The following is a 26,205-nucleotide window of genomic DNA, read 5'->3' on the forward strand; positions in this document are numbered from 1 at the left end:
TCTTTATTTTAATGGATTCCAATTATCATTGCGGCATAAAATATTTTGTATAGTGTAAAGTTTAGCCTCTTTATCTGTTAATTGTTTACTCCAGGATAAACGAGTTTTTGGCGATGCACCTTTACCAATACTTTTATATTCTGCGTAATAAGTCGTTTTTTCTTTATCAGGAAACATGTTATCTCCTTTCCATGGGTTCCAACCTTCGGGGAGAATATGGCTGCCTAAATCACAATTCAAAAAAGCAGTTTTGGCGAAAGGTCTCCAAGGCCTTCCTAAATAAGCCTTAGTAACCGATAAATCTGCAATTAGTTTGCAGTTTAAAAACACAAACCCGAATTTTTGTCTGGCAGAAGTTGCAGCAGCTGTAATGTAAGAATTGGTTAAGCTTTTGATTGTACAATTTTGAAACACAGCCGTTGCTTTACCAAAAATAAAATCGGTAGTACCTTCAATATAACAATTAAAATAATACTGCCGGCTATTTTCAGTTGCAGGATACAACGTATCCTGATTACCTAAAAAGCTACAATTCTTTGCTTTAAACCTATCTCCTTCAACGTGTAGAGCAACCGCTTGCCCGACGCGACCGGAAGTATTAATAATGGTTAAATTTTCTAGAGTTATATCATCTGCATCAACCAAAACAGTATAAGAATTGTAGGTTGTAAATTTAGATGTTCCAAATTCTTCTTTTCCTAACGGATATGCTTTTCCTGAATAATCATCAAAAGAAATTATTGTATGTTCTTTGCTTTCTCCAATAAGCGACATTTTAGTTTTCCAGGATGGGATGATTAGCTTTTCCTTATAAGTTCCATTTTTAATATGGATTTTAACTTCCTTTTCGCCCAAATCTCTAATAGCATTTACCGCTTCCTGAATGGTTTCATAATTACCTGTTCCATCTTGCGCAACTTCAATTTTAGAGGGATAAATTTTATTCTGTCCGCTTGTTTCCAAGCAAATAACTGTAGAAGCTAAAAAAGTTAAAAAGATTAAAAAGGCTGATTTATTCATTTTATAAATGCATAATTTATTTTCAATAAAAAGAGCCATATCATAATTCGGATTATCCAAAAAACTTGTCACGTTGAGCCTGTCGAAATGCCTTAATTTAAATTAAAAGGTTCTTCGACTATGCTCAAATGACAAGTTTATAATTGTGATACAGCTTAATTAATAAAAGCTAATTTAACCAGCGTGGGTCGCCAACACCATTTGCTCTTAAATCAGACTGATTGACTTTAAAATTCCCGGCATTAATATCGGTAAATCCAGGATTTAAAGCTGTAAAAGTTCCTGTATCATATTTAGCACCCGCCGTAACACTACCTGCTGTATAAGTAGGAGCATTATAGTAGTTATTCGCCGTAAAATTAGCAGGTACTATAATTGTAGATGCTTGATTAGTTAAAATACCACCAGAATTAGCAACAATATTTTTTGAAAAATAAATTTCATGTTTCGCTAAACGCACATATAAAAGCCTATTTGCAGCACCGTTGCAAATACCATTAAAAGTATTTGTCGCAATTGTTATTACCGAGGTAAATGCAGGGAAATTTGTAGAGCCCGCAGGATCCATTCTAAATAAGTCTCTTGCCGCTGCCGATGCATAAACTGTATTGTTCGTAAAGTTTATTGTTTTAGCCAAACCTGCTCTAAAGTCGATAAAGTCGCCTCCATTACATTCTATATTGCTAATTAAATTACCTTTAAATACAACCGATTCTATTAATGTTTTAACATTAACATAAACCAATCCTTTCACATAATTTCTAATACTACAATTTTCTACGTTCAAACTGCCATATGCTGCATCAGAAGCCTCATCATAAATAATGGTCTGATTACCATTTAATGCTCCAGTACCATCAATATCCAAATCTTTTAATGATAATGCGGCATTTCCCTTAACTCTAAGTACTAAACCTTTAATAAGTGGTTTATCAGTTGATTTAGCCCCTTTAATAGAGATAGATTTTGATATGGTAACATCCGCATTGATATTATATGTACCAGGAAATAAAGCAAAAACATCGCCTGCATTTGCATTTGCAAGTAGGGTCGATAGATTATCTGCTGGTGTTACCGGTATAGCACCGCCCAAATCTAACAAAGTTGTAAAAGTAATCGTACCTCGGGTTTTCGTACCGTTAATTAACTTAGCAGTATACAAGGTTTCACTCGTTAAACCAGTAATTACTGCCTCTCCTGCTGCAATCTCGGCCGCTGAAATAACGCGGGTAATATTGCCTGGAGTTAATGTAATAGCAGTAGCGGTCTGCCCTGCAGGCCAGTTTAAAGCAACAGAATTTGAAGTAAGCTTAGCTGCATTAACAGCTTGAAAAATTTGTTCTGCATCTGTTTTAACAGTAGCAGTAACATATTTAGAATCTGTAACACCATCACCTAACGCCTTAACCCTTATCGAATATTGAGTATCGCCTGATAAACCTGTAACGGTGTAAGGAACCTGTAAAAAAGTAATATTATCTACTGTTTTTACTGGAGTACCAGAAAAATCTGGCGTTTCAAATATTTCTACGGTATAAGTTTTGGCATTATTTACAGCTTTCCAAACCAATTTAATACTTGTCTTGTCTACAATAGTTGCGGTTAAACCGGTTGGTGAAAATGCTCTATCAACCTCTAGTTTAGTTATTTCTTCAGTAATACCGTCCTTACAGCCCGAAAAACAAAGCAAGACAAATAGGGAGAGAAAAGTTACTTGTATATTAATTTTATTCATGGCGATATTTGTTATAAGTTCAGGTTTTTATTATTTAACAACCCATTAGATGAATCGAGGAATACTTGCCAAATTGGCCAAACTTGTTGTGCATTTGGATCTTTAACAGCTAAAGCATCCCAATAAGTAGTAGCATCTCCTGTTGCTGATAGTGTCCATGCTTTATTTGAAGTATACCCTAAAGCAGCACCTTGAGCATCGGTATCACCGAAATTTAGACCATAAATCTGAACTGTTTCGCCATTTGCTGCAGTTTTATAATAAATTTTTGAAGGAAGAGCCGCATACTTACCTTGTCTGGCCTCCAACTGCTGTAACTTAGTTTTGGCTTCAGCAATTTTAGCGTTTAATAAATTCCAACGAATTAAATCACCCTTCCTAAGCATTTCTCCGGTAAATTCTAGCGCTCTTTCATTTACAATAGCATTAAAAAAACTTTGTTTTGAAGCGGTTACAGTTGCCATATAGGTAACAACTTTTGCTGCATCATTTGGAAAAGCTCTATCACGTATCATTTTCAAATAAGGAGCTGCAGCAGCTGGGCCATCTAAATCATTAACTGCTTCTGCAGCCATTAATACAACATCTGCATATCGCATATACATCCAGTTTAAGCCATCATCATTTGTAGATGTAACTCTTCTCTTCATCCACTCGTAACGATATTTTCCGAAATATAATCTTCCTAAACTAGATGGAACCTGGTAACCACCAGTATCACCAGTACCACCATCCCACTCGTATGGTACTACGCTTACATCTCGTCGCACATCGCCTGCTTCATACTCATACAGCATGATTGGGTTAGGGCCGTTTGTACCGCCTTTATTTTGACCAGTATATTTATCCGTTTTAAGGTGTTTAACTCCTAAATCAAAAATAACTCTGCCTCTACCTTCGCTAAAAGGAATTTCCCACATCGACTCCAAACCAGCTGCACCACCTTCTTCGTTTAATTTTCTAAATACCTCTTCAAAACCTAGAAGACGTAATTTATTGCTATTAATAATATCCAAACATTCCTTTTTTGCAATAGCATAGGTTTTATCATGCGATAATTCTAGATCATTACTTAAACGAACCGTTCCGTCCAAGCGCTGTGCATATCCTCCGGCAGCTAAAGCTAAACGAGCTCTTAAACCTTTGGCAAAGGCTTTGCTTACACGTTCTACTTTACTAGTTGTAGCGTTGTCATTTGGCCAAGGCAAGTAACCGGCTGCCTCATCTAAATCTGCTAATAACTGCTTGTAAATAACATCTCTATCACTTCTGGCTAAATATGTTGTAGCCGTTGTAATGGGTTCGAAACGAGCCGGCACATCACCCCAGCCTTTAATTAAATCATTATACAGCACCGCTCTTAGTGTTAACACCTCACCTAGTATTTGTGCCATTTGCGGATTACTTTCAATTTTACCATAAGTTCTGATTCCGCGAATAGCGAGATTAGCTCGCTCTATACCTTCGTAAAATTTAGCCCAGGCATTATTATCCGTGTTCATCTGGCCATTATTCACATTAGCATTGTAATTAGATAGCCTTGATTTATCATCAGTAGTTGCCTTTAAAGCATTGTTCACTTCTGTATCATTATTAATCCCATAAAACACAAGGAAACGACCACGGTAAGAATTGGTTTCGCCAAATGACTGAATAATTCCGGCAATAGCACCCTCTGCTAAACCTGGAGTAGAAAAAATAACAGATTCGTCTAATGATGATTTAGTTGGCGCATCCAATACTTTTTTACAGCCACTTACAATGGTGATTGCTGTTATGATATAAAGTGTATATATAATCTTTTTCATGTTCTTTAAATAAATTGTTAGACTAGAAATTAACATTTAAACCAAAAACAAACGATTTGCTTTTTGGATAAGCAGAGTAATCAACACCAGGAGTAAGGTTGGTTTGACGTCTTGTAGAAACCTCTGGATCAAAACCTGTATAGTTTGTTAATAACCATAAATTATATGCCGAAGCGTATACTCTTAACTTCTTCATTTTTAATTTACTAGAAATTTTATCTGGTAAGGTGTAGCCTAATGTTAAAGTAGATAGTCGTAAAAATGAACCATCTTCAACAGCCCAATCGCTTAATACAAATGTTTTCATATATGGCGACCATAAAGTTGTATTTTGATTCATGGCTGCAAGTTCTGCTGGGTCGTTACTAATTGTTCCATCCGCCCGAAGGTTTGTCCAGCGGTTACCACTTGCCATCGTAGAAATCATGTTTCTAGAACTATATTTACTGGTTGAGGTATACTCAATTTTATTTGCATTATAAATATCATTTCCATAGCTCCAGTTAAAGTAAGCGCCAATATCGAAACTATATACCCTGGAGTTAATAGAGAAACCACCAGTATTTAATGGATTGGCATTGCCGATAACCGTTCTATCAGACAAATCAATTTTCCCATCGCCAGAAATATCTGTTATCTTCATAGAACCCGGACGAATTGTACCAATAAATGAAGTTGCATCTACTACCCCTGGTTTTAAAGTCCAGGTATCTGATGCGGCATTATAACCAGAAAAATCAGATACCTCGTAACGGCCAGCATTACGATAACCATAGATACGGCCAACAGAAGCACCCTCTTCTACTAAATAATCTACCCCAATTTCTGTTGAAGCCCAGCCTGATGAGCCGTTAATATTTTTAATAGAACCTAATGATAGTACTTTGTTTCTGTTAAAGTTTATATTCGCACTAAAACTTAAATCGAAATTTGTTTTTCTAACTGCATTCCAATTTAATGAAAATTCAAGTCCCTTATTTTGAGTTGAGCCTATGTTGCGATATTGGAAATCGTAACCAGTACCTGCAACCGGAAACTGTAATAGTAAATCTTTTGTTTTATTTAAATAAGCATCAATAGTACCAGTAAGTTTGTAGTTAAACAAGGAGAAATCTAATCCCAGGTTTTTAGTTATTGTTGTTTCCCATTTCAAATCAGGATTAGCCATTGTTTTAGATGCAGCCCAATAATTGTTGAAACCATTAACCCAAGTTGTAACCGAGTTTTGAAAAGTTTGATTCATTTGGCCCGAAGGAATGTTGTTGTTCCCTGCAGTACCATAACTTGCTCTAAACTTTAAATCAGTTAACCAAGATTTTGTACCCTTCATAAAATCTTCCTGAGAAATTCGCCACGCACCAGACACTGATGGAAAATACCCCCATTGATTTTCTGAAGAAAATTTAGATGAACCATCTGCCCTAAATGTAGCACTCAATAAGTATTTACCTAAGTAATCGTAATTTGCTCTTCCAAAGAAAGATAACAGCTTATCATCTGGAGAGAAGTTATTATCAATTGAATTTGCTTTACCTTGAGTAGACAAAACCCTTGCCTCTTGAAAAGAAAACGATTTTGGAAAACCATGAACAACATTCGTTAATACACCTTGTTCTGTTTTAATAAACTCCTGTCCTAATAAAACATTAAGGTTGTGGTCTTTATTTAAAATTTTACTAAAATTATAATTTAAGGTATTTGTATTTCTTAAACTGTTTCTGTTAGAATTGGTTAAGATTAGTGCAGGAAGGTTTTGGTTTTCGGCTGCAGGAACATTTCTAACGTAATAAGTTGTAGTACCATAAAAACGATCTTGATCATTTCTATAACCATCATAACCTACTTCAGATCGAATTCTTAAATCCTGAAGGATATCATAACTTATTGCTGCATTAATATTATATGTTTTACGATGAATGTATTGATCGTTATCAGAAATTGAAATTAGTGGATTATACAAATTAAATTCATCATCTGTTTCTGTAGTAGTTGTTAAACCTGGTACAGGAAATGAAGGGTAGAGCATGGCATTTTTCAATCGAGAATCTGCAGATGACACCTCATTTTGTTCATTTGCGCCACCACCTTTCGTTTTTGTATCAGCATATCTTAATCCGAAATCGAGTGTTAACCCTTTATATAATTTGTGATTTAATTTAAAATTAATATTTTGTCGTTCAAAATCAGACAACTGCATAATTGCCTTGTCTTTAACATAACTATGGCTTAAACTATACTTAGTTTTCTCTCCACCTCCACTAATATTTAAATTTTGATTGAAGGTTGTACCTTGTCTGCCAAAAACAATTTCTTGCCAATCGTTTGCTGGTACATTTCCATATAAATCGATATCCTGATAATTCCCAAAATACTGTGTGTAATCATTTGGAGATTTATCTAATAGCGACCGTTCATATTGCCAGTTTACATAATCTAAAGGAGTTAAAACATCTAATTTTTTGGCTAATTGTTTTATCCCTGTAAATACATTATAGCTTACCGAAGTTTTACCATCCTTGCTATTCTTTGTTGTTACCAGAATAACACCATTAGCTCCCCTGGAACCATAAATAGCAGTAGAAGACGCATCTTTTAACACATCAATGGTTTCGATATCTTGCGGAGCAATATCTGCAATAGATGCTACAGGAAACCCATCTACAATATAAAGCGGCGAATTATCGCCGGTAATCGAACCTCCACCCCTAACCCTAACTACTAAATCAGCATTGGGCGAACCTTCTGTAGTGGCGATACTTATCCCTGCAACTCTGCCCTGAATAGCCTCTAATGCCGATGAAACTGGCGCAGCCGCGATAACTTCTGCACTAACTGATGATACTGCACCTGTTAAGTCCTTCTTACGTATGGTGCCATAACCAATGTTAACGGTAACCTCCTGTAGGTTATTTACATCTTCTTCTAATGTAACTTCTAGCTTGGTTTGATCGCCCAAGGTAATGGTTCGGGTTTTATAACCTACATAAGTAAAAGTTAAAATTGCCCCCTTTTGCGGAACTGTTAACTGGAAAACACCTTTTGCATCGGTACTTGCACCATTTTTAGAATCCTTTACACTAACACTTACGCCAACTAATGGTTGTCCGTCTGCCTTATCTTTTACCGTTCCAGTAAACTGCTTTGTTTGCGCCTGAGTTAAAGAAATTGTAAAAAAGCCCAGAAATGATAAAACGAGTAAAATTCTGCTCATAACTACTATTTATTTGAATATTTGGTTTTTCTAGAAACGCTCGCAAATGCTTGATTTTAGAATAAAATTCTTAGTTATAGAAATATTCTTCGTTAATATTTGGTTACGTTGGTATAACAATTTTACAAACTTAAAACCGTTTGAAATCAGTTTTAACCAAAAAACTGTGCAAACGTTCCCAAAAACGTACTTTAGACGTTTATTTAAAATCAGGTTTAAGGGGCTCAGGACATATATTTTTTGTAACTTGGGGGCAAGTACATAAAATGAGATTCGAAACTTCAACTATAAAAGATATTGCAAAAGCTTTAGGACTTTCCACTTCTACAGTTTCCAGAGCTTTACGAGATCGTTATGAAATTAGCGAAGAAACCAAAAAGATAGTTCTGGCTTATGCAGAAAAAGTAAATTACAGAGCCAATCCTATTGCCCGTAGTTTAAAAGAAAGAAGGAGTTATTCTATCGGAATTATTGTAAGTGAAATTGCAAATAATTTTTTTTCTCAGGTTATAAATGGTATTGAATCCATTGCCTATGCAAAAGATTATCATGTAATTATTTCTCAAAGTCACGAATCTTATAAGCAAGAGAAATTAAATGTGGAGCATTTAGCATCTCGTTCTATTGATGGTTTATTGATTGCGCTTTCATCAGAAACTCAAGATATTGATTACCTCCGGGATTTATATTCGAAAGGTTTGCCAATTGTATTTTTTGATCGGGTACCCGATGATTTTGAAACGCATAAAGTAATTGCAAATAACTTTAAAGGTTCTTTTGATGCCACTGAACACTTAATTCTATCAGGTAAGAGAGTAATTGCTCATCTTACAAATTCAGAAACACTTTCGAACACTAAAGAAAGATTAGAAGGTTACAAAGCTGCGTTGGCAAAATACCACATCGAATTCAAGCCCGAGTTAGTTAAATATTGTCAACATGGCGGAATGCATAGTGTGGAACTTGAACAGGCTGTTAAAGAACTTTTGCCCTTGCAACCCGACGGCATTTTTATATCAAGTGATCGCCTTACAACTGGTTGCATCATGGCTTTGAGAAAAACAAATCCAGAAGTTGCCCATAAAATTGCAATAGCTGGTTTTACAAACTCTAATCTGGTTGAATTATTTAGTCCTTCTTTAACTTCAGTAAAACAACCAGCATTCGAAATTGGGCAGGTTGCAACCGAATTACTTATTTCAATGATTGAGGCTAAAAGACCTGTAACCGAGTTCGAAACAAAAGTATTGGACACTGAACTGATTAGAATGCAAAAGCAATTTGGAAATAGGTTTTTGTAAAAGAATTAGTATGCATTCATGACGCTGTTTAGCCTGAGCCTGCTTAAGACTTGCAAGAAATAAATTATTACCTTTGCGCCATGGTAGAAATCGTATTAAAAAAGGGCAAAGAGAAGGCAGCATTACAAAGACATCCATGGGTATTTTCTGGTGCTTTAGATAAAGTTAAAGGAAAACCAGAGGATGGCGATGTTGTAAAAGTATTTGCATTTGATAATGAATTTCTTGCCTACGGCTATTTTAATGGCAACTCGCGTGTTGCAGTTCGACTGTTAGAATGGGATGAAAACCAAATTATAAATAAAGAATGGTACCAAAATCGTTTGCAACAGGCTATTGCTTCACGCCAGTTTATTTTATCAGATAAAACAGATACATGCAGATTAGTTTTCAGCGAAGCCGATTTTCTGCCAGGTTTAATCGTTGATAAATATGCAAATTTCCTTTCACTACAGATTTTAAGCTCTGGTATTGAGCAGGTCAAAAATGATATTGTTGAGATTTTAAAGGCAGAATTAAATCCAAAAGGCATTTTTGATAAAAGTGACGCAACCGCTCGCGGACATGAGGGTTTACCAATTGAAAACGGATTGCTATGGGGCGAAAATCCTCCAGAATTTTTAGAGGTTAAAGAAAATGGCATTGCCTATAATATTAATATTGCCGAAGGTCAAAAATCTGGTTTTTATTGCGACCAGCGAGATAACAGAAAAATTTTAGCCAGCTATACAAAAGGTAAAAAAGTTTTAGATTGCTTTAGTTACAGCGGCGGTTTTAGTTTAAATAGTTTAGCAAACAATGCAAGTAGCATTACAAGTGTAGACAGTTCGGGTTTAGCACTTGAAACATTAAAACAAAATGTAGAATTAAATAAATTCGATTCAACCAAAATTACATCGATACAATCTGATGTAAATAAGCAATTAAGAACTTTCAAAGAATCGGGTGAATTATTCGATGTTATTATATTAGATCCACCAAAATATGCGCCGTCTCGCTCAGCATTAGATAGAGCAGCAAGAGCTTATAAAGACTTAAATCGTTTAGGAATGCTGCTTTTAGAAAAAGGTGGATTACTGGCTACTTTCTCTTGTTCTGGCGCAGTAGATATCGATACTTTTAAACAAATTATCGCCTGGGCAGCTTTAGATGCAGGCAAAGAAGTTCAAATTATTAAACAATTTTGCCAGCCAGAAGACCATCCAGTTCGAATTTCCTTTCCCGAAGGAGAATATTTAAAAGGTTTATTATTAAGAGTTTTGTAAAGCCAAGTAATACCAGTTTGTCAGTCTGAGGGGGTAATTTATTTCATAAAAATCAATATAAGTGACATTAACTCTAAGTAAACTAAGGGAATGAATGATTATGTTCCCTGAAGACACAGACCGTGAAGCAGCTTAGATTTTCTTAGATGCCTTACATGGTTTAAAACATCAGTTTATATAACGTCAATGTTAGTTTATCGAAGATGTTATTTAAGTTTTATATTAATTTCTAACAGGCTAAGTGTTGCATTAAAGAATCAACTAATCTCCTCCAAACTTTCAGGCAATTTTTCGTACTCGCCTTTCCATGCATAAAAACCAAAAATCATTAAACCCAAGCTTATTGGAAAGAAAATAAAGAGAATAATGCCCCATTGCAAAATGGTATTTGTTCTTTCTATACTTGTATGGGTTAAGCCTACTTTATCAATTGCCTGAATAAATAAAAAAGTCATTGCCAAAGGTCCTAAAACCATCCAACCCAATCCTAAAAATTTCTTTATCGCGTTCATAATGCTAATCGTTAATATTTTCGTCTCTTTTGTTTGATAAATAAATTGTTCCGATAATTAAACTAAGGGTTGCAATTCCTATTGGATACCATAAGCCAGATAATGGTGTAGAACCGTTAAAACTTGCAATTAAGGTTGCAATAAAAGGAACTAACCCACCAAAAACACCATTGCCAATATGGTAAGGTAACGACATAGAAGTATATCTGATTTTAGTAGGAAAAAGCTCTACTAAAAATGCTGCAATCGGTCCGTAAACCATGGTAACCAGCAAAATTTGAAAGAAAATCAAACCAACAAATTTCCAGAAAATAGGCGTTGGTAAAACTTTATCTTTTAAAATCCTTTCGCCTCCAATAACTCCTTTTTTAAATGATATCGTATCTGCTTTAATCTCGGTATAACCAGAACCATTTTCAAAAGAAACCTTTGTTTCTACCGTTATCAAACTATCCTCTGTACCGGTTATTGGTGTAAATTTAGCACTGCCTTGATTAGCAGAAACAAGTTTCGATTTATTTAAATTTTCAATACTTGTATCATTTAAAAAAGTTTGGTAAATCGGCCGGTAAAAAATTATCCCAAGTAGCATTCCGGTTAGCATTATCCATTTACGGCCAACTTTATCGCTCCAGGCCCCAAAAATCACAAAAAATGGGGTTGCAAAAGCAATTCCCCAAAGCAAAATATATCTGGAGTCATTAAAATCAAGCTTACAGGTATTTTCTAAAAAAGATTGTGCGTAAAACTGACCAGTATACCAAATCACACCCTGCCCCATTGTTGCGCCAAACAAAGCCAATAAAACCATTTTAAAATTTGCCTTATTGTTAAAACTTTCCTTGAGTGGGTTTTTAGATACTTTTCCTTCAGATTTCAATTTAGAAAACATGGGTGACTCATGCATTTTCATTCTGATGTAAATCGAAACTCCAACCAAAACAATTGATAACAAAAACGGAATTCGCCAACCCCAATCGCCGAAGGTTTCGGCACCCAAAATATTTTTTGTAATTACAATTATGCCTAATGATAAAAATAACCCCAAAGTTGCTGTGGTTTGAATCCAGCTCGTAAAAAAGCCTCTTCTATTTTTTGGAGCATGCTCGGCAACATAAGTTGCAGCACCTCCATATTCGCCCCCCAAAGCCAGGCCCTGCACCAACCTTAAAATCAAAACCAGTATAGGTGCGGCATAGCCGATTGTTTTATAGGATGGAATTAGCCCAATTAAAAATGTTGAGCCTCCCATTAAAACTAGGGTCAATAAAAAGGTATATTTCCGACCTATTAAATCGCCTAATCTTCCAAAAACCAAAGCACCAAAAGGCCTTACAATAAAACCAGCTGCAAAAATTGCCAAAGTATTAATAAGCGCTGATGCCCCTGCATCTTCTGGAAATAACTGATGCCCGATAATAACAGCAAGACTGCCAAAAATATAGAAATCGTACCATTCTATCAGCGTACCTAAAGACGATGCACCAATAACTTTAAAAATATTATTCTTTGGAAGAGCTTCATTCATAATTAGTGGGAATATTTGGTTTCCGAAGATAAACATTTGTAGTACAAAACAATAACATCAGCTTTGCAGATTTAAATTGTTACAATAAAACATTTTGCCTTTAGTTTTGTATTTTCATGCAGAAAACCAAACTTATGCTTTTAGTACAAAACATTAGATTAAGCAGAATCTTAAGAAATACCTGGCAAGTCGATTTAATTATGATCGCATCTTGTACTGCAGCTTATTTTGTTCGCGAATATTTAATTGCACATCATTTTGAAATCCCATCTATAATTCCGACAGTTTTAGGTACAGCGATTGCCTTTTTTATCGGTTTTAATAATAACCAGGCTTACGATAGATGGTGGGAAGCGCGGAAAGTGTGGGGTTCGTTGGTTAACGATTCCAGATCTTTTACTAGAGCTTTAATTAACTATGTTGATAAAGATGATGAAATTGTAAAAAGAATGGTTTGCAGACACATTGCTTTCCTGTATGCATTAAAGGCAAGTTTACGTGGCGCTGTTGATGAAATTTACACCAAATACCTAACTACAGAAGATTTAGCCGAAATTGAAAAGCATAACAACGTTCATAATGCACTTTTAAACATTCAATCCAGAGATTTACAAAAACTATCTAAAGCAAATTCTATCGATGGTTTCAGGTTTATCGAAATTAATGAAATGCTTACGCGATTTTCTGATTCGATGGGCATGAGTGAACGCATTAAAAACACAATATTCCCAACAACATATACCTATTTAACAAAGGTATTTATCTGGTTATTCGTAGTTAGCTTTACTTTGGTTATCAGCAAGGAAGCGGGCATAGCTTCTATCTTTTTAGGCTGGATGATTGGTTTCGTTTTTGTATCTACACAGATTAACGGAATGAGCTTGGTTAATCCTTTCGAAAACAACTCTGCAGGTGTACCGTTAAATCAGATTACCAGAACAATAGAAATTAATCTGCTACAAATGCTTGAGGAAAATGACATCCCAGAGCCCATAAAACCAATTAATGACGAATATGTTCTTTAAATTTTAAAGAATTTCTTCCAAAAAAATGAAGAAAATGGAGGCAAGCAAAAAAACAATCAGAATAACCGTATAGAATACTTCTGAAAACCAAGACTAGCATAGTTTAACCATTATTTTTCTTTTGGAGTATTTCTAAGCTTAATTGGTTTCTTGCTATTTTTTTTCATTTTAAGGTTTAGCATTTCTACTAAAACGGAGAATGCCATTGCAAAATAAACATACCCTTTAGGAATATGCTGGTCTAATCCTTCGGCTAAAAGCGAAACACCAATAAGCAACAAGAATGATAATGCAAGCATTTTAACAGTTGGGTGGTTATTGACAAATTCGCTTATTGCACCAGCAGAAAACATCATTATAATAACAGCTATCACAACCGCAGCAATCATAATTTCGATATGATCTGCCATACCAACAGCCGTAATAACGGAATCTAAAGAGAATACAACATCCAGAATAAGGATTTGAACAATTGTAGGCCAGAAAGAATGTCCTTTTGCATTTCCTTCTCCATCCTCTTCACCTTCCAGCTTATTGTGAATTTCGTGTGTACTTTTGTAAATCAAAAATAAGCCACCCGTAATCAAAATTAAATCACGACCAGAAATAGCAAGTTTTTCAAACCAATCGCCGTTTGTAATGCCTATCCAGCTACCCATATTAAATAAAGGAGAAGTTAGCGTCATTATCCAACTTAGTGAGAGCAGCAAAAGAACTCTGGTTATCATCGCTAAGCCCAGGCCCAATTGCCTTGCTTTCTTTTGCTGATTTGCTGGCAATTTCCCAGATAGTATGGAAATAAAAACAATGTTATCTATGCCCAAAACTATTTCTAAAACCGTTAACGTTAATAGCGAAATCCAGGCTTCGGGAGTGCTTAAAAAATCCATAATTTAATTTATCTGATTAGGCGAAGATATAAAAAGCCTTTTCAATTATTATACAGATTCTAAGCCTTTTTTAATTCTTCGAGTTATTCTATTCCTAAGCATCCGTTAATAAAAAAAATCTTCGAAGCTTAAGGAGAAAAGTTGTATAAAAAGCCTGTAAACTATTTAAAAGTTTTATTAATTTCAGCTTTAAGCTTCTCTTCAAAAATTAAAGTTTGCCGTTGTACAGAAGGAATTTCATCATCGAAAGAAACAGCACTTATTGCCTTAATTATCCTACCATCTTTACCAACTAAAATATTTGAAGGAAAACCATGATTGATATTTAATTTTCTTATTTGGTCATCAGTTAATGATACTATTTCGTATTTGTAACCACTTTTCTTTTGAAATTTCTTTGCCTGTTCTGGCAAGTCGTAAGTTATAGCTATAAATCGGATGTCGTTTTTGCCATATTTTTTAACCAATTTATTTAATTCGGGTATTTCCTTCACACAAGGAGGGCAAGCCTCGAACCAAAAATTTATTACAACAATTCTGCCTTTTAAAATGCTTGATGAAAAAGGTTTATTATTTGTAGAAATTCCTTTAAAGTCTGGCAATTGTTTTCCTGTTAATTCTTCGAAAAATGTTTCTTGCGAAGCCCATTTAACTGGTGCATTTTGAGCCTTTGAGAAAGATGAGTAGAATAAAATAAACAGAAACAAAAAAACTTTCATAATGGGATAAATATAAAAAAACTCTTGCCATAATTATGGCAAGAGTTTCATTTGTCTGGCTTAATATTTTATTTAAAAGTTATCGATCCATATTCAGATTTGATGTTTATGCTTGCTCCGCTCCCATTCCCAACTTTACCTGAGTATCTTTTAGTTTCATCATCATCGCTGTTTTTAGTTGCCGTAACATTCGAACCATATCTAAAACCTGCATAAGTTGTTGTAATGTTAAAGTTAGCATTATAATTATTTGCGAAACCCATTCCAACGCTTGCATATTCGCCATTAAAAGTAAAGGTTTTACAGGCTGGAGTAAGTTCGGCAACGCTTAAGCGATTATAATCCATATTAATATTTGCATCGCCATTTAATGTACCCAGAGTAACGTTTGTATACTCGGTATTGAGCGATAGTTTACCAACACTTGCAATCGCTAAGGTTCCATAACCTTGTTTAATAACCGTGTTTCCTTTAACACTATTAATATTTACTTTCGCGTACTCGCTATTCAAAAGTAAATTACCTGCTATAGAACCAACCGTTAAACCCGAACCGTATTGAACTTTAATATTTGCTGATTTAGTAATTGTATTCACATTAACCGGAACATATTCAGCATCCAATTGTAAAGTACCAATCGAACCGATACTTACACCGCCACCATATTCGTGTTTTACAACAGCCGTGTTAATACCCTGTATTGTTGCTTTTCCGTATTGTACGTAAATATAATTGTTATTGCTATTCAGGTTCCCGGCAGTTAAGTTTCCATACTGAACTTTTAGCGATGTTGGACCATTAAAATCAGCCAAATCTATATTGCCATACTGCTGTTGAGCAGTTAACGCATTCGCTGCAGGCATATAAACTACGTAATTTACTTTTATCTCTCTTCTCCAGGTTGTTACTCCATTTTTAATATTTCTACCATAGCGTCCATTTCTATCACCCATATTAGTTTTAAATGATACCTGATCGCCAGTTTTATTAGCATCAATCGTAACCTCATCAATTAATTTCTGAGCATCGTTATCCGAATTACTATAGGCTTTAATGTCAACTTCTACCTTAACTTCTTTTCTATCCCATATTTTAATTACCATAGAACCATATTGGTTATTTAAATTAACCTTATCGCTATTATCAACACTAAAGCTTTTAGTAAAAGATTTAGAGCGTTCAGCATCTGCGCCACTCTGATTGCTTACCGTTACAATTACTTCAACATTTTTTAATGAATTAACCGAACTAGTTGTTATTGTATTAACTGCGTAACTTTCTGATGGATTACTAACCACAACAACCTGTTGGGCGTAAGTTTTTACGGCGATTAAAGCCATAAAGGCTAAAAATAATTTTATTGTTTTCATGTTATTAATTGTTAAACATTTAATCGCCTAAATCCTGCCGACCGATTTTAAGCATCATAAATGTGGTGAGCGCATGTTTGTATTTTAAATCTGGTTAACTTTTTTATAATCGTCAACCTGGTTAATAATCATTAATTGTTGTCGTAATAAATTTAACTGAAGCTCTCTATTTTTTACCATCGCCTTAACAACAAAAAGTTGATTTGGTGTACTTGGTAATTCAGATTTTAATCTTTCATAATCTTCATCAAGCTTCTTTAAATCAGCTGTAAACTTTTTGTACAAATCTGGATTTGCAGCAGCAAAAATGGCCAGGCTATCTCTTTTCTCAGTAATTAAATTTGTAAAATGAACCTCTTTCTGCGCTGCTGCAGCATTAACGTCTGCTATTTCGATGTCTTGGTTCTGTGTTCTTCCTGCGTATAGCCAAACTAAACCGAAAATAACTACCAGTGATGCCGCTGCACTCATCCATAAATACAGCTTTATCGACTTTTTTTCTTTTTTGCCATCCAGCTCTTGTTCGATTTTTGCCCAAAGGCCTGCCGATGGTTCGAAAACATCGAAATCTTTCCGATTTTCCTTAACAAAGGTTTCTAATCTATTATTCATCTCTCATCCCTTTCTGTTCTAAAATACTTTTTAACTTCTTTTTCGCCCTCATGTATTGAGTTCGACTTGTATTTTCACTAATTTTTAAAATATGCGATATTTCTTCGTGGTCGTAACCTTCTAATAAATATAAACTTAGCACAACTCGGTATCCATCTGGCAATTCTTTAATCGCTTTTCTAATATCATCAGCCTGTAACTGCACTTCATAATCATCAAAGCTAGCCTCATCAGGCACTTCGCTAATTTCATCTGTACTTACAAATTCCATTTTTCGCCTACGCAAATAATTGATGGATTTGTTAATTACAATTTGTTTTAGCCAAAGCCCGAAAGTTGTTTCCTGCCTAAAATCTATAATTCTTGTAAAAGCGTCTAAAAAAGCTTCCTGTAAAACATCTTCCGCTTCCTCTTCGTAATTTAGAATGCGCAACGCCACATTATACATCGCCTTAGCATACAATTTGTACAATTCAAACTGTGCTGCCCGGCTACCCTGCATGCAAGCTTTTACCAATTCCAGGTTTTTATCTACGTATACCGCTTCCAATTTTTTGATGATTCTGATTATAAGACATAGTAGATTTCAAAACGTTGCATCAAGGTAGAAAAAAAGATTAAAACCCTTAGAAACAGCTTAAGTAATAACTCTAATTAATTTTAGGGAATTTAAGTTGAGACACCTTCCATAGCAGTAGTCAAGGTGTGTGCACGCACCTAAAAAAATCTACAGCTTATTTTTAAACAGTTTCATTCTCATCAGTCTCGATTTCCTTTAAATCTCCAACTTCTGCTTTGCTCCATTGCCGTCGTTGCGGAGAGGAACGACGTGGCAATCTTTTTTAGCAGCGTAACAAAAATTTCCACTGCAGTCGGGTTTAAATCACTTAAGCCATTCGCTATAAACATAAACCTTTCATTAGTCGTTATGTTATTGTGGAAAGTGGTACTCAATTCATCATAAATTTGAAATCCCTAAAACAAACAATTAACTTCATGCCATGGAAACCGATTTGATAATAAAAGAAATTGATGCAATACATAAAAAGGCAGATTTTGCTTTCGAGAATAAAAATATCTCAGATTATATTATTCAATTTGATGACAGCATAACTTACAAAAATGCTGAAGCCTTAACTTTTGATAAAAAAGAATTGATTAACCAAACGGAAAAGTATTTTAGAAAAACAAAAAGTATAAGCACAACTTATTATCGTATAAAATCATCAATTGAAAATGAAGTTTTTACAGAGAAAATCGCCCGAAAATCTATTATATATCTTAAAGGAATTCTGTTTTCTAAAAAACAAACCATCCAAACCGAAGAAGTTTTAAAATGGAAAAACATTAATGGCGAATGGAAAGTAGTAGGTTTTGAAATTACTTTAGAGGAGAAATACTAAATCTTTTCACCTCTAATTCTGTGTATTCAGTGCTTCCTTGGTAAAATAACTAGAGCAAAACGACAAAGAATTTACAGTCGATTATTTAGCCACCATCCATTTCATTGCCATTGACTTCAGTCAACGGATAAAATTAATTAAATTTAGACTCATAAACAACCCCGTACATTTCCTTAAATCTTCTATTCCAAAGTTTAAAACAAAATCGGTATTTTTGCCGCTCAATTTAGATTACAATATATGTTAAGAACAGTAACTTGTGGTGCACTAATCCTTAATAACTTAGGCGAAAGTGTAACCCTATGTGGTTGGGTACAAAAATCAAGAGATTTAGGCGGTATGACTTTCATCGATATTCGCGATCGTTATGGGATTACTCAGTTGGTTTTTAACATGGATGATAATCGCGAACTTTGCGAAGCTGCACGTGCATTAGGCCGCGAATTTGTAATTAAAGCTACCGGTACAGTTGTAGAAAGAAGCAATAAAAACCCTAAAATGTCAACCGGCGATGTAGAAATTAAAATCACTGCATTAGAGATTTTAAACGCTGCAAAACTACCACCATTCATGATTGATGATGAAACCGATGGTGGCGATGAACTGCGAATGAAATACCGCTATTTAGATTTACGTCGTAATCCGGTTCGCAACAACTTGGTGTTGCGTCATAAAATGGCACAATCGGTTCGTCGTTATTTAGATGCTTTAGATTTTATTGAAGTAGAAACGCCTGTTTTAATCAAATCGACGCCAGAAGGTGCCCGAGATTTCGTTGTACCAAGCCGTATGAATGCAGGTGAATTTTATGCATTGCCACAATCACCTCAAACTTTTAAGCAATTGCTTATGGTTTCTGGTTTTGATAGATATTTCCAGATTGTTAAATGCTTTAGGGATGAGGATTTAAGAGCCGATCGTCAGCCAGAGTTTACGCAGATTGACTGCGAAATGTCATTCATCGAACAAGAAGATATTTTAAACACCTTCGAAGGCTTAATTCGTACTTTATTTAAAGAAGTTCGCAACTACGATTTACCAGAAGTACCACGTATGCAATATGCTGATGCAATGCGCTTGTATGGTTCTGACAAACCAGATACTCGTTTTGAGATGCAATTTGTTGAGCTTAACGATTTGGTTAAAGGCAAAGGCTTCCCTGTTTTCGATAACGCAGAATTAGTTGTTGGTATTAATGCTAAAGGTGCAGCAAGCTATACACGTAAACAATTAGATGAGTTAACCGATTTCATCAAACGCCCGCAAATTGGCGCTACTGGTTTAATTTATGCCCGCCATAATGATGATGGAACAATTAAATCATCGGTTGATAAATTCTTTAATGAAGATGATTTAAAACAATGGAGCGAAGCTTTTGAAACTGAAAAAGGAGATTTAGTTTTAATAATGGCAGGTTCAACGGATAAAGTTCGTAAACAATTAAATGAGCTTCGTTTAGAAATGGGTAACCGTTTAGGCTTACGCGATAAAAATAAATTTGCAGCACTTTGGGTATTGGACTTCCCGCTTTTGGAGTGGGATGAAGAAACTGAACGTTACCATGCTATGCACCATCCGTTCACTTCTCCAAAACCAGAAGATATTGCTTTATTAGATACCGACCCTAAAAACGTTCGTGCTAATGCTTATGACATGGTGGTTAACGGAACAGAAATTGGCGGTGGTTCTATTCGTATTCACGATAGAGCATTACAAGCTTTAATGTTTAAGCATTTAGGCTTCAGTGCAGAAGAAGCTCAAAAACAATTTGGATTCTTAATGGATGCTTTCGAATTTGGCGCTCCGCCGCATGGTGGTATTGCTTTTGGTTTCGACCGTCTAACTTCAATTTTTGCAGGCTTAGATTCTATCCGTGATGTTATTGCTTTCCCTAAAAATAATTCGGGAAGAGATGTAATGATTGATAGCCCAAGTACAATTGATGATAAACAATTGAAAGAGTTAAAGATTAAAACAGACTTATAGTTGCTTATTATATAAATCAACAATCGCATAAAAAATGTCCCTAAATAAAAAATTTAGGGACATTTTTACATTTATGCAAAGTAATGGAAAACTTTTCTAGTTGCTAGTAAGTTCAAATTGCATACAATAATTTGCAATGAATATCTTCAAAAACCAAATACCTAAACAGCAAAAGCGAATCGACCGATACGAACTAATAGGTTTCACTATCAGGCGGTATGCCGTAATCTATAAACTTCTTATCCTTCTTCTCTTTTTTTTTGCCAAAAAATCCTTTCACTGAGTTGAATATGGCAGATATATGTTCAGCATCTAAAGATTTTCCAACTTTACCAGAAACTAATCCTACCGCGGCCTTGGTTAAAAAACCAGCACCTCTAAATATAGTTTTATTCATAAACATTGGTAAAAGCAACGACATTGCTGTCCCGCTTAAATTTAGTTTATCATCAACCTTAAAAAGGTTACTTGGTGTTGCGTATCTTTTTATAAGTGCACCCAAAGTAAACTGACGAAAATATATTTTAGAATCAGCTTTTAGCATATTTTGCTTTAATGTATATTCTACTTTAAGCTCTAACTTTTTAGCCTGCAAATCTTCAAGATTTCTGATGGTTTTATAACTTCTCATCTTCTTCCTCCTTATCTGCAAGTTTATCAAAATACTTTCTTATCGCCACGTTAATTATAGCTTTTTCAATGTATTTATCTTTAGTTAAATAAACAATTACAGCTAATAATATATACACTAATGAAACACAACCGAAACCGCCAGCATTACTTCCTAAAACATCAGAAAGGTACAATGCAAGCGTTACCGAGCCAAACAAAAATGCCAGTATAAAACAAACAATAACAGCTGTACTGGTTACTAAATCGGCAAAAATTTTAGATACTTTTTCAAGAAGATGAAGTCTGGTATATTCAACCCGGGCTTCTAAAAAACCCTTGGCATCATCTACCAAATCTTCGATACTTTTGTCGTTATTTTCCTGCATAATTCAGATGAAGTTTAACCAGACCCAAAATGAGTCTGGTTCTTATTATTTTTTATGCGTGCTCTACGTCGTCGCTATATTCTTCTTCAACACTTCTCAATTTGGTTTTAATTGAGCTTACCACTTTTTCTTTTAAGCTAGATAGGTTGTTGATTTCATCAGCAGCTTTATCTCTTATCGAATCGCCTAAATCTTTTAAAGACTGGCTTAATTTGTCGCGTGTTTCATCACCTTTATCTGGTGCGAATAAAATTCCTAGTGCGGCTCCAGCAGCTAATCCCGCTAAAAGGGCAACTACAACTTTCGAGTTATCATTCATAATAATATATTTTAAGGGTTTAACATTTACAATATAACGATGCCATATTATTTTATTGTTAAGCTATAATTATAACTCATTATGCTCATTATTTGTTTTAATTCTTTCCAATCTTTCTGATGCCAGTGTACTGGTTTCGTAAATTTTAACGAGCAAAATAAAATAAGATAACAACAGCGGACCAAAAACTAAGCCCAGTATTCCAAATAAAGGGATACCAATAATTACGCCAATTACTGTAATTATCGGATGAATGTTGCCAACTTTTTTCGCTATTATAAATCTAAGAACATTATCGATATTAATAATAACAACGAAGCCAAAAATCAACATTGCCCAACCTTCAAAATTATTCCCGTTAGCAATTTGTAAAATAGCCGCAGGCACAAACACAACAGGCGGCCCTAAAACAGGCACAAACGATATAAATGTTGTAATTACACCCCAGAAAACAGGGTCTTTATAACCTAAAACATAGAATGATAAACTTACCAAAGAACCTTGTACCAGGCATATTAATCCTTGCCCCAAAACATTAGCATAGGTTGTATTGCGCATTTCATCGCCAAAACGCAAAGCATTTTGCTCTCTAAACGGCGCATATTTTATTAGTGAATACTCAAAATTTTTCCGTTCTATTAACATAAAGTAGAGTAAAAAGTACATCACTAATAAACTAAGTATAATATTTACAGCACTCGAAATTAAAGAAGGAAAAAGCTGGGTTGCCCAATTTCCAATGCGGTTCATCCCATCTTGAATTAAGCTTTCATTTATTTTTACCGGAATAAGATGTTGCAGTTTTACTAACAGGTTTTTAAATACTATTTCGTTATTTCTAAGCTCTGAAATCTTACTGATAACCATACTACTCAAAGCATAGAATGGCAATACAATTAAAACAATGCTAATTGCAATTAATAATAATGCCGCAACTCTTTTATTCCATCCTTTGTTTTCTGCTAAGTAAATATAACCCGGACGCATAATGGTATACAAAACAAGTGTACTTAAAATAGCGCTGAAAATGCTTTGCAAAGAATAGGCAATTAATAGCCCGAGCGCTATAATAATTACAAGGTTGATGTTATTACGCTGCTTATACGAGAATACCGACATAGTTTTATTGTTTGGTACTGTCTAAAATATCGAAAAACATTATTTTGTTTGTTATTTCAGTATTTTATTGCTGTTGATCCGCTCTGCTTTATAAAAGCCCAATATTTACTTCGTTGTCTGTCTTTAATATTTGCCTTACTTACCTAAAAACACTGCCTTTCTCTTTTCTACAAATGCTGTAACACCTTCTTTAAAATCGCTGGTTTCAAAACATTTACCAAACTCTTTAATTTCAGTATCATAGCCATCGGTTTCATTAATCGAAGCAATCACAGATTTTATTGCCGCTGCAACTGCTAAAGGCGCACGTTGTTTAATTGCATTCAAAATCTCTTCGGCCTTACCAATTAAATCTGTTTGGAGTACAACATAGTTTACTAAACCTATTTTCTCAGCCTCGACGGCAGTTATCATATTTGCTGTTATAATCATTTCTATTGCTTTTCCTTTACCTACTAGTTGAGTCAGGCGCTGCGTTCCGCCATACCCTGGTATCAAGCCTAAAGTTACTTCTGGCAAACCAAGCTTAGCATTTTCAGATGCAATCCTTATGTGGCAGGCCATAGCTAACTCTAAACCTCCACCTAAAGCAAAGCCATTTACTGCAGCAATAAAAGGTTTTTTAGAATTTTCAATCGCGTTGAAAACCAGATCTTGTCCGCTCCTTGCCAATTCCTCACCTTGCTTTCCAGTATAATCAGAAAATTCTTTAATGTCTGCGCCTGCAACAAATGCCTTTTCTCCAGCTCCCGTTATAATAACACCTCTAATTTCTTCTGTTTTGCCTGCAAAAGCAACTACATCCGCAAGTTCGGCAAGCGTATCCTTATTCAGTGCATTTAGTGCCTTCTCTCTATTTATCGTAATGTATAAAATGTTATCTTTTAGTTCTGATATTAAATTTTGATATGCCATAGCTTAAAAATTTCTGTTTTCTGTAACCCAATTCCTGATATATTTTACAATACTTGCCATCGTTGTTCCTGGCGGAAATAATTCTCCGACACCCAATTCCGCAAGTTTAGTTCTGTCTCCATCGGGAATAATTCCACCACCAGTTAATAACACATCATCCATTTGTTTTTCTTTCATAAAATGAATAATTTTTGGAAAAACTGTCATGTGTGCGCCCGAAAGAATAGAAATTCCAATAGCATCAACATCTTCCTGAAGTGCCGTGTTCACCACCATTTCTGGTGTTTGGCGTAAACCTGTGTAAATTACTTCCATGCCCGCATCGCGAAGAGAAGTTGCAATTACTTTAGCGCCTCTATCATGGCCGTCGAGCCCAACTTTAGCCACTAAAACGCGTATCGGCCGGTTTAATTCTTTGCTCATAACGAATATTAAGTTGATGTAAATGTATAGATTTTGATTAGATAAGTAAATAGAAAGAGAGAAAATAGAACGGGTGGAAATGGAAAATTGATAAAGGGATCGGTACAAAAAAAGGTTTCTCTTTATTTATTTTTACTATTATCGGTTTTCTATTTCCTTTTTTTCTTCATTTTGTATTTTATACTCTCTTTTCCCACAATCAAATTACTAATCCTTACCTAAATACGCTCAATCTTTTTAACTTTGCATTCCTAATTTACAGGTTTTTATGAGTGAAGAGAAGTCATTGAACTTTATTGAAGAAATTGTTGAGAACGACTTGAATAGTGGCAAGTATGAAACTTTGGTTACGCGTTTCCCGCCAGAACCTAATGGTTACTTACACATTGGCCATGCAAAAGCAATATGCTTAAACTTCGGACTAACACAAAAATATGGTGGTTATACCAACCTGCGTTTTGACGATACCAATCCGGTTACGGAAAAAACAGAGTATGTAAACAGCCAGCAGGAAGATATTAGATGGTTGGGTTTCAATTGGAAAAACGAATTATATGCATCAGATTATTTTGATGAATTATATTCTTTCGCCGTAAAATTAATCGAAAAAGGTTTGGCTTATGTTGATGAAAGCTCTGCTGAAGAAATTGCTGCCTTAAAAGGCACACCAACAGAACCTGGTCAGGATAGTCCTTATCGTAATCGTAGTGTTGAAGAAAACTTAGAGCTTTTCACTAAAATGAAAAATGGAGCGTTTGCTGATGGCGCTTATATTTTAAGAGCTAAAATAGACATGGCCAGTACAAACATGTTAATGCGAGACCCGATTATTTATCGTATTAAACATGCTGAACATCATCGTACAGGCAACAAGTGGTGCATTTATCCAATGTACGATTTTGCCCACGGACAAAGCGATAGCATCGAAAACATTACCCACTCTATTTGTACTTTAGAATATGTTTCCCACCGCGAATTATACGATTGGTTTATCGAAAAATTAGAAATTTTCCCATCTAAACAATATGAATTTGCACGTTTAAACCTTACTTCAACAGTAATGAGTAAACGTAAATTATTACAATTGGTTAACGAGAACTTGGTTAGTGGATGGGATGACCCACGCATGCCTACAATTTCTGGTTTGCGTAGAAGAGGTTTCACACCAAAAAGTGTTCGCGAGTTTTGCGAACGTATTGGCATTGCAAAACGCGAAAACCTAATCGAATTAAGTTTATTAGAATTCTGTATTCGTGAAGATTTAAATAAAACGGCTAATCGAGTAATGGCAGTTTTAGACCCTATTAAATTAATCATTACTAACTACGAAAAAGGTACAGAGAATTTAATTGGAGAAAACAATCCAGAAGCAGAAGATGGGGGCGGTACACGCGTTATTCCTTTTAGCAAAGAACTTTGGATTGAGCGTGAAGATTTCATGGAAGTTCCGGCGAAGAAATGGTTCCGATTGGCACCTGGCGCAATGGTTCGCTTAAAATTTGCTTACATAGTTAAATGCGAAGATTTTGTAAAGGATGAAAACGGAAACGTTACGGAAATTCATTGCACTTACATTCCAGAATCGAAAAGTGGAAACGATACCAGCGGAATTAATGTAAAAGGAACCATTCATTGGGTTAGCGCACAACATGCAAAAACTGCAGAAATTCGCTTATACGATCGCTTATTTACTTCAGAAACACCAGATGCAGAAGAAGGTGATTTTAAGGATTATCTAAATCCACAAAGCTTAACAGTATTACCCAACGCTTATATTGAGCCAGCTTTGGCTGATGCAGACTTAGAAAGCCGTTATCAGTTTATCAGAAAGGGATATTATTGTTTAGACAGAGATTCTACGGCCGATAAATTGGTTTTTAATAGAACCGTAACTTTAAAGGATACATTTAAGAAACCGAAATAAAGTTCAGGGTTTTTAACAATCGAGTAGGAAGATAGGGATTAGTTCCCTATCTGTCCTCTCACACCACTGTACGTACCGTTCGGTATACAGCGGTTTGTTGAAATAGTATCTCTTGACAACCG

The 26,205-nt window shown here is 35.0% G+C and carries 23 protein-coding genes; 6 read left to right on the top strand and 17 right to left on the bottom strand.

All coding sequences use genetic code 11. The features are described from left to right. Nucleotides 1–3: 3 nt before the first annotated feature. From ACFOUY_RS21510 to ACFOUY_RS21525, 4 genes are all read right to left on the bottom strand, one after another. Complete coding sequence (locus tag ACFOUY_RS21510) at nucleotides 4–1,020, bottom strand: pectinesterase family protein (protein ID WP_378963354.1); 1,017 nt, start codon at nucleotides 1,018–1,020, stop codon at nucleotides 4–6. Between the two features lie 169 nt (nucleotides 1,021–1,189). Beyond that, on the bottom strand, nucleotides 1,190–2,755 hold the full coding sequence (locus ACFOUY_RS21515; protein ID WP_378963355.1) for a DUF4957 domain-containing protein: 1,566 nt from the start codon (nucleotides 2,753–2,755) through the stop codon (nucleotides 1,190–1,192). A gap of 11 nt (nucleotides 2,756–2,766) precedes the next feature. Continuing rightward, nucleotides 2,767–4,563 (bottom strand): RagB/SusD family nutrient uptake outer membrane protein, encoded by a 1,797-nt coding sequence (locus ACFOUY_RS21520; protein WP_378963356.1) that lies wholly within the window; start codon nucleotides 4,561–4,563, stop codon nucleotides 2,767–2,769. A gap of 22 nt (nucleotides 4,564–4,585) precedes the next feature. Beyond that, nucleotides 4,586–7,774: a SusC/RagA family TonB-linked outer membrane protein gene (locus tag ACFOUY_RS21525; RefSeq protein ID WP_378963357.1), complete on the bottom strand. Its 3,189-nt coding sequence runs from the start codon at nucleotides 7,772–7,774 to the stop codon at nucleotides 4,586–4,588. A gap of 266 nt (nucleotides 7,775–8,040) precedes the next feature. Between ACFOUY_RS21525 and ACFOUY_RS21530 the strand changes: the two genes are divergently transcribed. Further along, entirely contained in the window at nucleotides 8,041–9,075 is a 1,035-nt protein-coding gene (locus ACFOUY_RS21530) for a LacI family DNA-binding transcriptional regulator (protein WP_378963359.1), read from the top strand. A gap of 80 nt (nucleotides 9,076–9,155) precedes the next feature. Next, nucleotides 9,156–10,340 carry a class I SAM-dependent rRNA methyltransferase gene (locus ACFOUY_RS21535; RefSeq protein ID WP_378963360.1) on the top strand — a complete coding sequence of 395 codons (1,185 nt, stop codon included), beginning with the start codon at nucleotides 9,156–9,158 and terminating at the stop codon, nucleotides 10,338–10,340. A 257-nt stretch (nucleotides 10,341–10,597) separates the two neighbouring features. Here ACFOUY_RS21535 and ACFOUY_RS21540 read toward each other — a convergent pair whose 3' ends face one another. Further along, on the bottom strand, nucleotides 10,598–10,852 hold the full coding sequence (locus ACFOUY_RS21540; RefSeq protein WP_378963361.1) for a DUF6814 family protein: 255 nt from the start codon (nucleotides 10,850–10,852) through the stop codon (nucleotides 10,598–10,600). A 4-nt stretch (nucleotides 10,853–10,856) separates the two neighbouring features. Continuing rightward, complete coding sequence (locus ACFOUY_RS21545; protein WP_378963362.1) at nucleotides 10,857–12,380, bottom strand: MFS transporter; 1,524 nt, start codon at nucleotides 12,378–12,380, stop codon at nucleotides 10,857–10,859. Between the two features lie 134 nt (nucleotides 12,381–12,514). Between ACFOUY_RS21545 and ACFOUY_RS21550 the strand changes: the two genes are divergently transcribed. Next, the gene (locus ACFOUY_RS21550) at nucleotides 12,515–13,405 is read left to right on the top strand and encodes a bestrophin family protein (RefSeq protein ID WP_378963363.1); all 891 of its coding nucleotides are present in this window, start codon (nucleotides 12,515–12,517) and stop codon (nucleotides 13,403–13,405) included. 110 nt (nucleotides 13,406–13,515) lie between these two features. Here ACFOUY_RS21550 and ACFOUY_RS21555 read toward each other — a convergent pair whose 3' ends face one another. From ACFOUY_RS21555 to ACFOUY_RS21575, 5 genes are all read right to left on the bottom strand, one after another. Continuing rightward, nucleotides 13,516–14,295, bottom strand: a complete 780-nt coding sequence (locus ACFOUY_RS21555; RefSeq protein WP_378963364.1) for a TerC family protein — start codon at nucleotides 14,293–14,295, stop codon at nucleotides 13,516–13,518. Nucleotides 14,296–14,456: 161 nt separating this feature from the next. Further along, a complete protein-coding gene (locus tag ACFOUY_RS21560) occupies nucleotides 14,457–15,014 on the bottom strand; it encodes a TlpA family protein disulfide reductase (RefSeq protein WP_378963365.1) in 558 nt (185 codons plus the stop codon). Nucleotides 15,015–15,082: 68 nt separating this feature from the next. Further along, nucleotides 15,083–16,384, bottom strand: a complete 1,302-nt coding sequence (locus ACFOUY_RS21565; protein WP_378963366.1) for a hypothetical protein — start codon at nucleotides 16,382–16,384, stop codon at nucleotides 15,083–15,085. Nucleotides 16,385–16,468: 84 nt separating this feature from the next. Beyond that, the gene (locus ACFOUY_RS21570) at nucleotides 16,469–16,996 is read right to left on the bottom strand and encodes a hypothetical protein (protein WP_378963367.1); all 528 of its coding nucleotides are present in this window, start codon (nucleotides 16,994–16,996) and stop codon (nucleotides 16,469–16,471) included. Continuing rightward, a complete protein-coding gene (locus ACFOUY_RS21575; protein ID WP_378963368.1) occupies nucleotides 16,989–17,546 on the bottom strand; it encodes an RNA polymerase sigma factor in 558 nt (185 codons plus the stop codon). Before ACFOUY_RS21575 ends, ACFOUY_RS21570 begins: the two co-directional genes overlap by 8 nt. A gap of 451 nt (nucleotides 17,547–17,997) precedes the next feature. Between ACFOUY_RS21575 and ACFOUY_RS21580 the strand changes: the two genes are divergently transcribed. Next, nucleotides 17,998–18,399, top strand: coding sequence for a hypothetical protein (locus ACFOUY_RS21580; RefSeq protein ID WP_378963369.1), 402 nt, complete (start codon nucleotides 17,998–18,000; stop codon nucleotides 18,397–18,399). 240 nt (nucleotides 18,400–18,639) lie between these two features. Then, the gene (aspS, locus tag ACFOUY_RS21585; protein WP_378963370.1) at nucleotides 18,640–20,385 is read left to right on the top strand and encodes an aspartate--tRNA ligase; all 1,746 of its coding nucleotides are present in this window, start codon (nucleotides 18,640–18,642) and stop codon (nucleotides 20,383–20,385) included. Nucleotides 20,386–20,578: 193 nt separating this feature from the next. Here the strand turns inward: aspS and ACFOUY_RS21590 are convergent, their stop codons facing one another. The 6 genes from ACFOUY_RS21590 to ACFOUY_RS21615 form a co-directional block, all read right to left on the bottom strand. After that, on the bottom strand, nucleotides 20,579–21,016 hold the full coding sequence (locus ACFOUY_RS21590) for a hypothetical protein (RefSeq protein WP_378963372.1): 438 nt from the start codon (nucleotides 21,014–21,016) through the stop codon (nucleotides 20,579–20,581). After that, the gene (locus ACFOUY_RS21595) at nucleotides 21,003–21,383 is read right to left on the bottom strand and encodes a phage holin family protein (protein WP_378963373.1); all 381 of its coding nucleotides are present in this window, start codon (nucleotides 21,381–21,383) and stop codon (nucleotides 21,003–21,005) included. The genes ACFOUY_RS21590 and ACFOUY_RS21595 overlap by 14 nt, the downstream gene beginning before the upstream one ends. Nucleotides 21,384–21,435: 52 nt before the next feature. Next, nucleotides 21,436–21,702, bottom strand: a complete 267-nt coding sequence (locus ACFOUY_RS21600; protein ID WP_378963374.1) for a YtxH domain-containing protein — start codon at nucleotides 21,700–21,702, stop codon at nucleotides 21,436–21,438. A gap of 69 nt (nucleotides 21,703–21,771) precedes the next feature. Then, nucleotides 21,772–22,821 carry an AI-2E family transporter gene (locus ACFOUY_RS21605; RefSeq protein ID WP_378963376.1) on the bottom strand — a complete coding sequence of 350 codons (1,050 nt, stop codon included), beginning with the start codon at nucleotides 22,819–22,821 and terminating at the stop codon, nucleotides 21,772–21,774. A gap of 135 nt (nucleotides 22,822–22,956) precedes the next feature. Then, nucleotides 22,957–23,736 (bottom strand): enoyl-CoA hydratase/isomerase family protein, encoded by a 780-nt coding sequence (locus ACFOUY_RS21610; protein WP_378963377.1) that lies wholly within the window; start codon nucleotides 23,734–23,736, stop codon nucleotides 22,957–22,959. 3 nt (nucleotides 23,737–23,739) lie between these two features. Further along, entirely contained in the window at nucleotides 23,740–24,159 is a 420-nt protein-coding gene (locus tag ACFOUY_RS21615; RefSeq protein WP_378963378.1) for a cobalamin B12-binding domain-containing protein, read from the bottom strand. A gap of 268 nt (nucleotides 24,160–24,427) precedes the next feature. Here ACFOUY_RS21615 and ACFOUY_RS21620 point away from each other — a divergent pair, with 268 nt between their 5' ends. Then, entirely contained in the window at nucleotides 24,428–26,083 is a 1,656-nt protein-coding gene (locus tag ACFOUY_RS21620) for a glutamine--tRNA ligase/YqeY domain fusion protein (protein WP_378963379.1), read from the top strand. Nucleotides 26,084–26,205: the final 122 nt, after the last annotated feature.

This window comes from Pedobacter jamesrossensis (assembly GCF_042650905.1).
Taxonomy (GTDB): Bacteria; Bacteroidota; Bacteroidia; order Sphingobacteriales; family Sphingobacteriaceae; genus Pedobacter; species Pedobacter jamesrossensis.

Bases quoted from the DNA above. Each gene is read 5' to 3' on its own strand.
- ACFOUY_RS21510 (WP_378963354.1), bottom strand. From the start codon at position 1,020: ATGAATAAATCAGCCTTTTTAATCTTTTTAACTTTTTTAGCTTCTACA.
- ACFOUY_RS21515 (WP_378963355.1), bottom strand. From the start codon at position 2,755: ATGAATAAAATTAATATACAAGTAACTTTTCTCTCCCTATTTGTCTTG.
- ACFOUY_RS21520 (WP_378963356.1), bottom strand. From the start codon at position 4,563: ATGAAAAAGATTATATATACACTTTATATCATAACAGCAATCACCATT.
- ACFOUY_RS21525 (WP_378963357.1), bottom strand. From the start codon at position 7,774: ATGAGCAGAATTTTACTCGTTTTATCATTTCTGGGCTTTTTTACAATT.
- ACFOUY_RS21530 (WP_378963359.1), top strand. From the start codon at position 8,041: ATGAGATTCGAAACTTCAACTATAAAAGATATTGCAAAAGCTTTAGGA.
- ACFOUY_RS21535 (WP_378963360.1), top strand. From the start codon at position 9,156: ATGGTAGAAATCGTATTAAAAAAGGGCAAAGAGAAGGCAGCATTACAA.
- ACFOUY_RS21540 (WP_378963361.1), bottom strand. From the start codon at position 10,852: ATGAACGCGATAAAGAAATTTTTAGGATTGGGTTGGATGGTTTTAGGA.
- ACFOUY_RS21545 (WP_378963362.1), bottom strand. From the start codon at position 12,380: ATGAATGAAGCTCTTCCAAAGAATAATATTTTTAAAGTTATTGGTGCA.
- ACFOUY_RS21550 (WP_378963363.1), top strand. From the start codon at position 12,515: ATGCTTTTAGTACAAAACATTAGATTAAGCAGAATCTTAAGAAATACC.
- ACFOUY_RS21555 (WP_378963364.1), bottom strand. From the start codon at position 14,295: ATGGATTTTTTAAGCACTCCCGAAGCCTGGATTTCGCTATTAACGTTA.
- ACFOUY_RS21560 (WP_378963365.1), bottom strand. From the start codon at position 15,014: ATGAAAGTTTTTTTGTTTCTGTTTATTTTATTCTACTCATCTTTCTCA.
- ACFOUY_RS21565 (WP_378963366.1), bottom strand. From the start codon at position 16,384: ATGAAAACAATAAAATTATTTTTAGCCTTTATGGCTTTAATCGCCGTA.
- ACFOUY_RS21570 (WP_378963367.1), bottom strand. From the start codon at position 16,996: ATGAATAATAGATTAGAAACCTTTGTTAAGGAAAATCGGAAAGATTTC.
- ACFOUY_RS21580 (WP_378963369.1), top strand. From the start codon at position 17,998: ATGGAAACCGATTTGATAATAAAAGAAATTGATGCAATACATAAAAAG.
- aspS (WP_378963370.1), top strand. From the start codon at position 18,640: ATGTTAAGAACAGTAACTTGTGGTGCACTAATCCTTAATAACTTAGGC.
- ACFOUY_RS21590 (WP_378963372.1), bottom strand. From the start codon at position 21,016: ATGAGAAGTTATAAAACCATCAGAAATCTTGAAGATTTGCAGGCTAAA.
- ACFOUY_RS21595 (WP_378963373.1), bottom strand. From the start codon at position 21,383: ATGCAGGAAAATAACGACAAAAGTATCGAAGATTTGGTAGATGATGCC.
- ACFOUY_RS21600 (WP_378963374.1), bottom strand. From the start codon at position 21,702: ATGAATGATAACTCGAAAGTTGTAGTTGCCCTTTTAGCGGGATTAGCT.
- ACFOUY_RS21605 (WP_378963376.1), bottom strand. From the start codon at position 22,821: ATGTCGGTATTCTCGTATAAGCAGCGTAATAACATCAACCTTGTAATT.
- ACFOUY_RS21610 (WP_378963377.1), bottom strand. From the start codon at position 23,736: ATGGCATATCAAAATTTAATATCAGAACTAAAAGATAACATTTTATAC.
- ACFOUY_RS21615 (WP_378963378.1), bottom strand. From the start codon at position 24,159: ATGAGCAAAGAATTAAACCGGCCGATACGCGTTTTAGTGGCTAAAGTT.
- ACFOUY_RS21620 (WP_378963379.1), top strand. From the start codon at position 24,428: ATGAGTGAAGAGAAGTCATTGAACTTTATTGAAGAAATTGTTGAGAAC.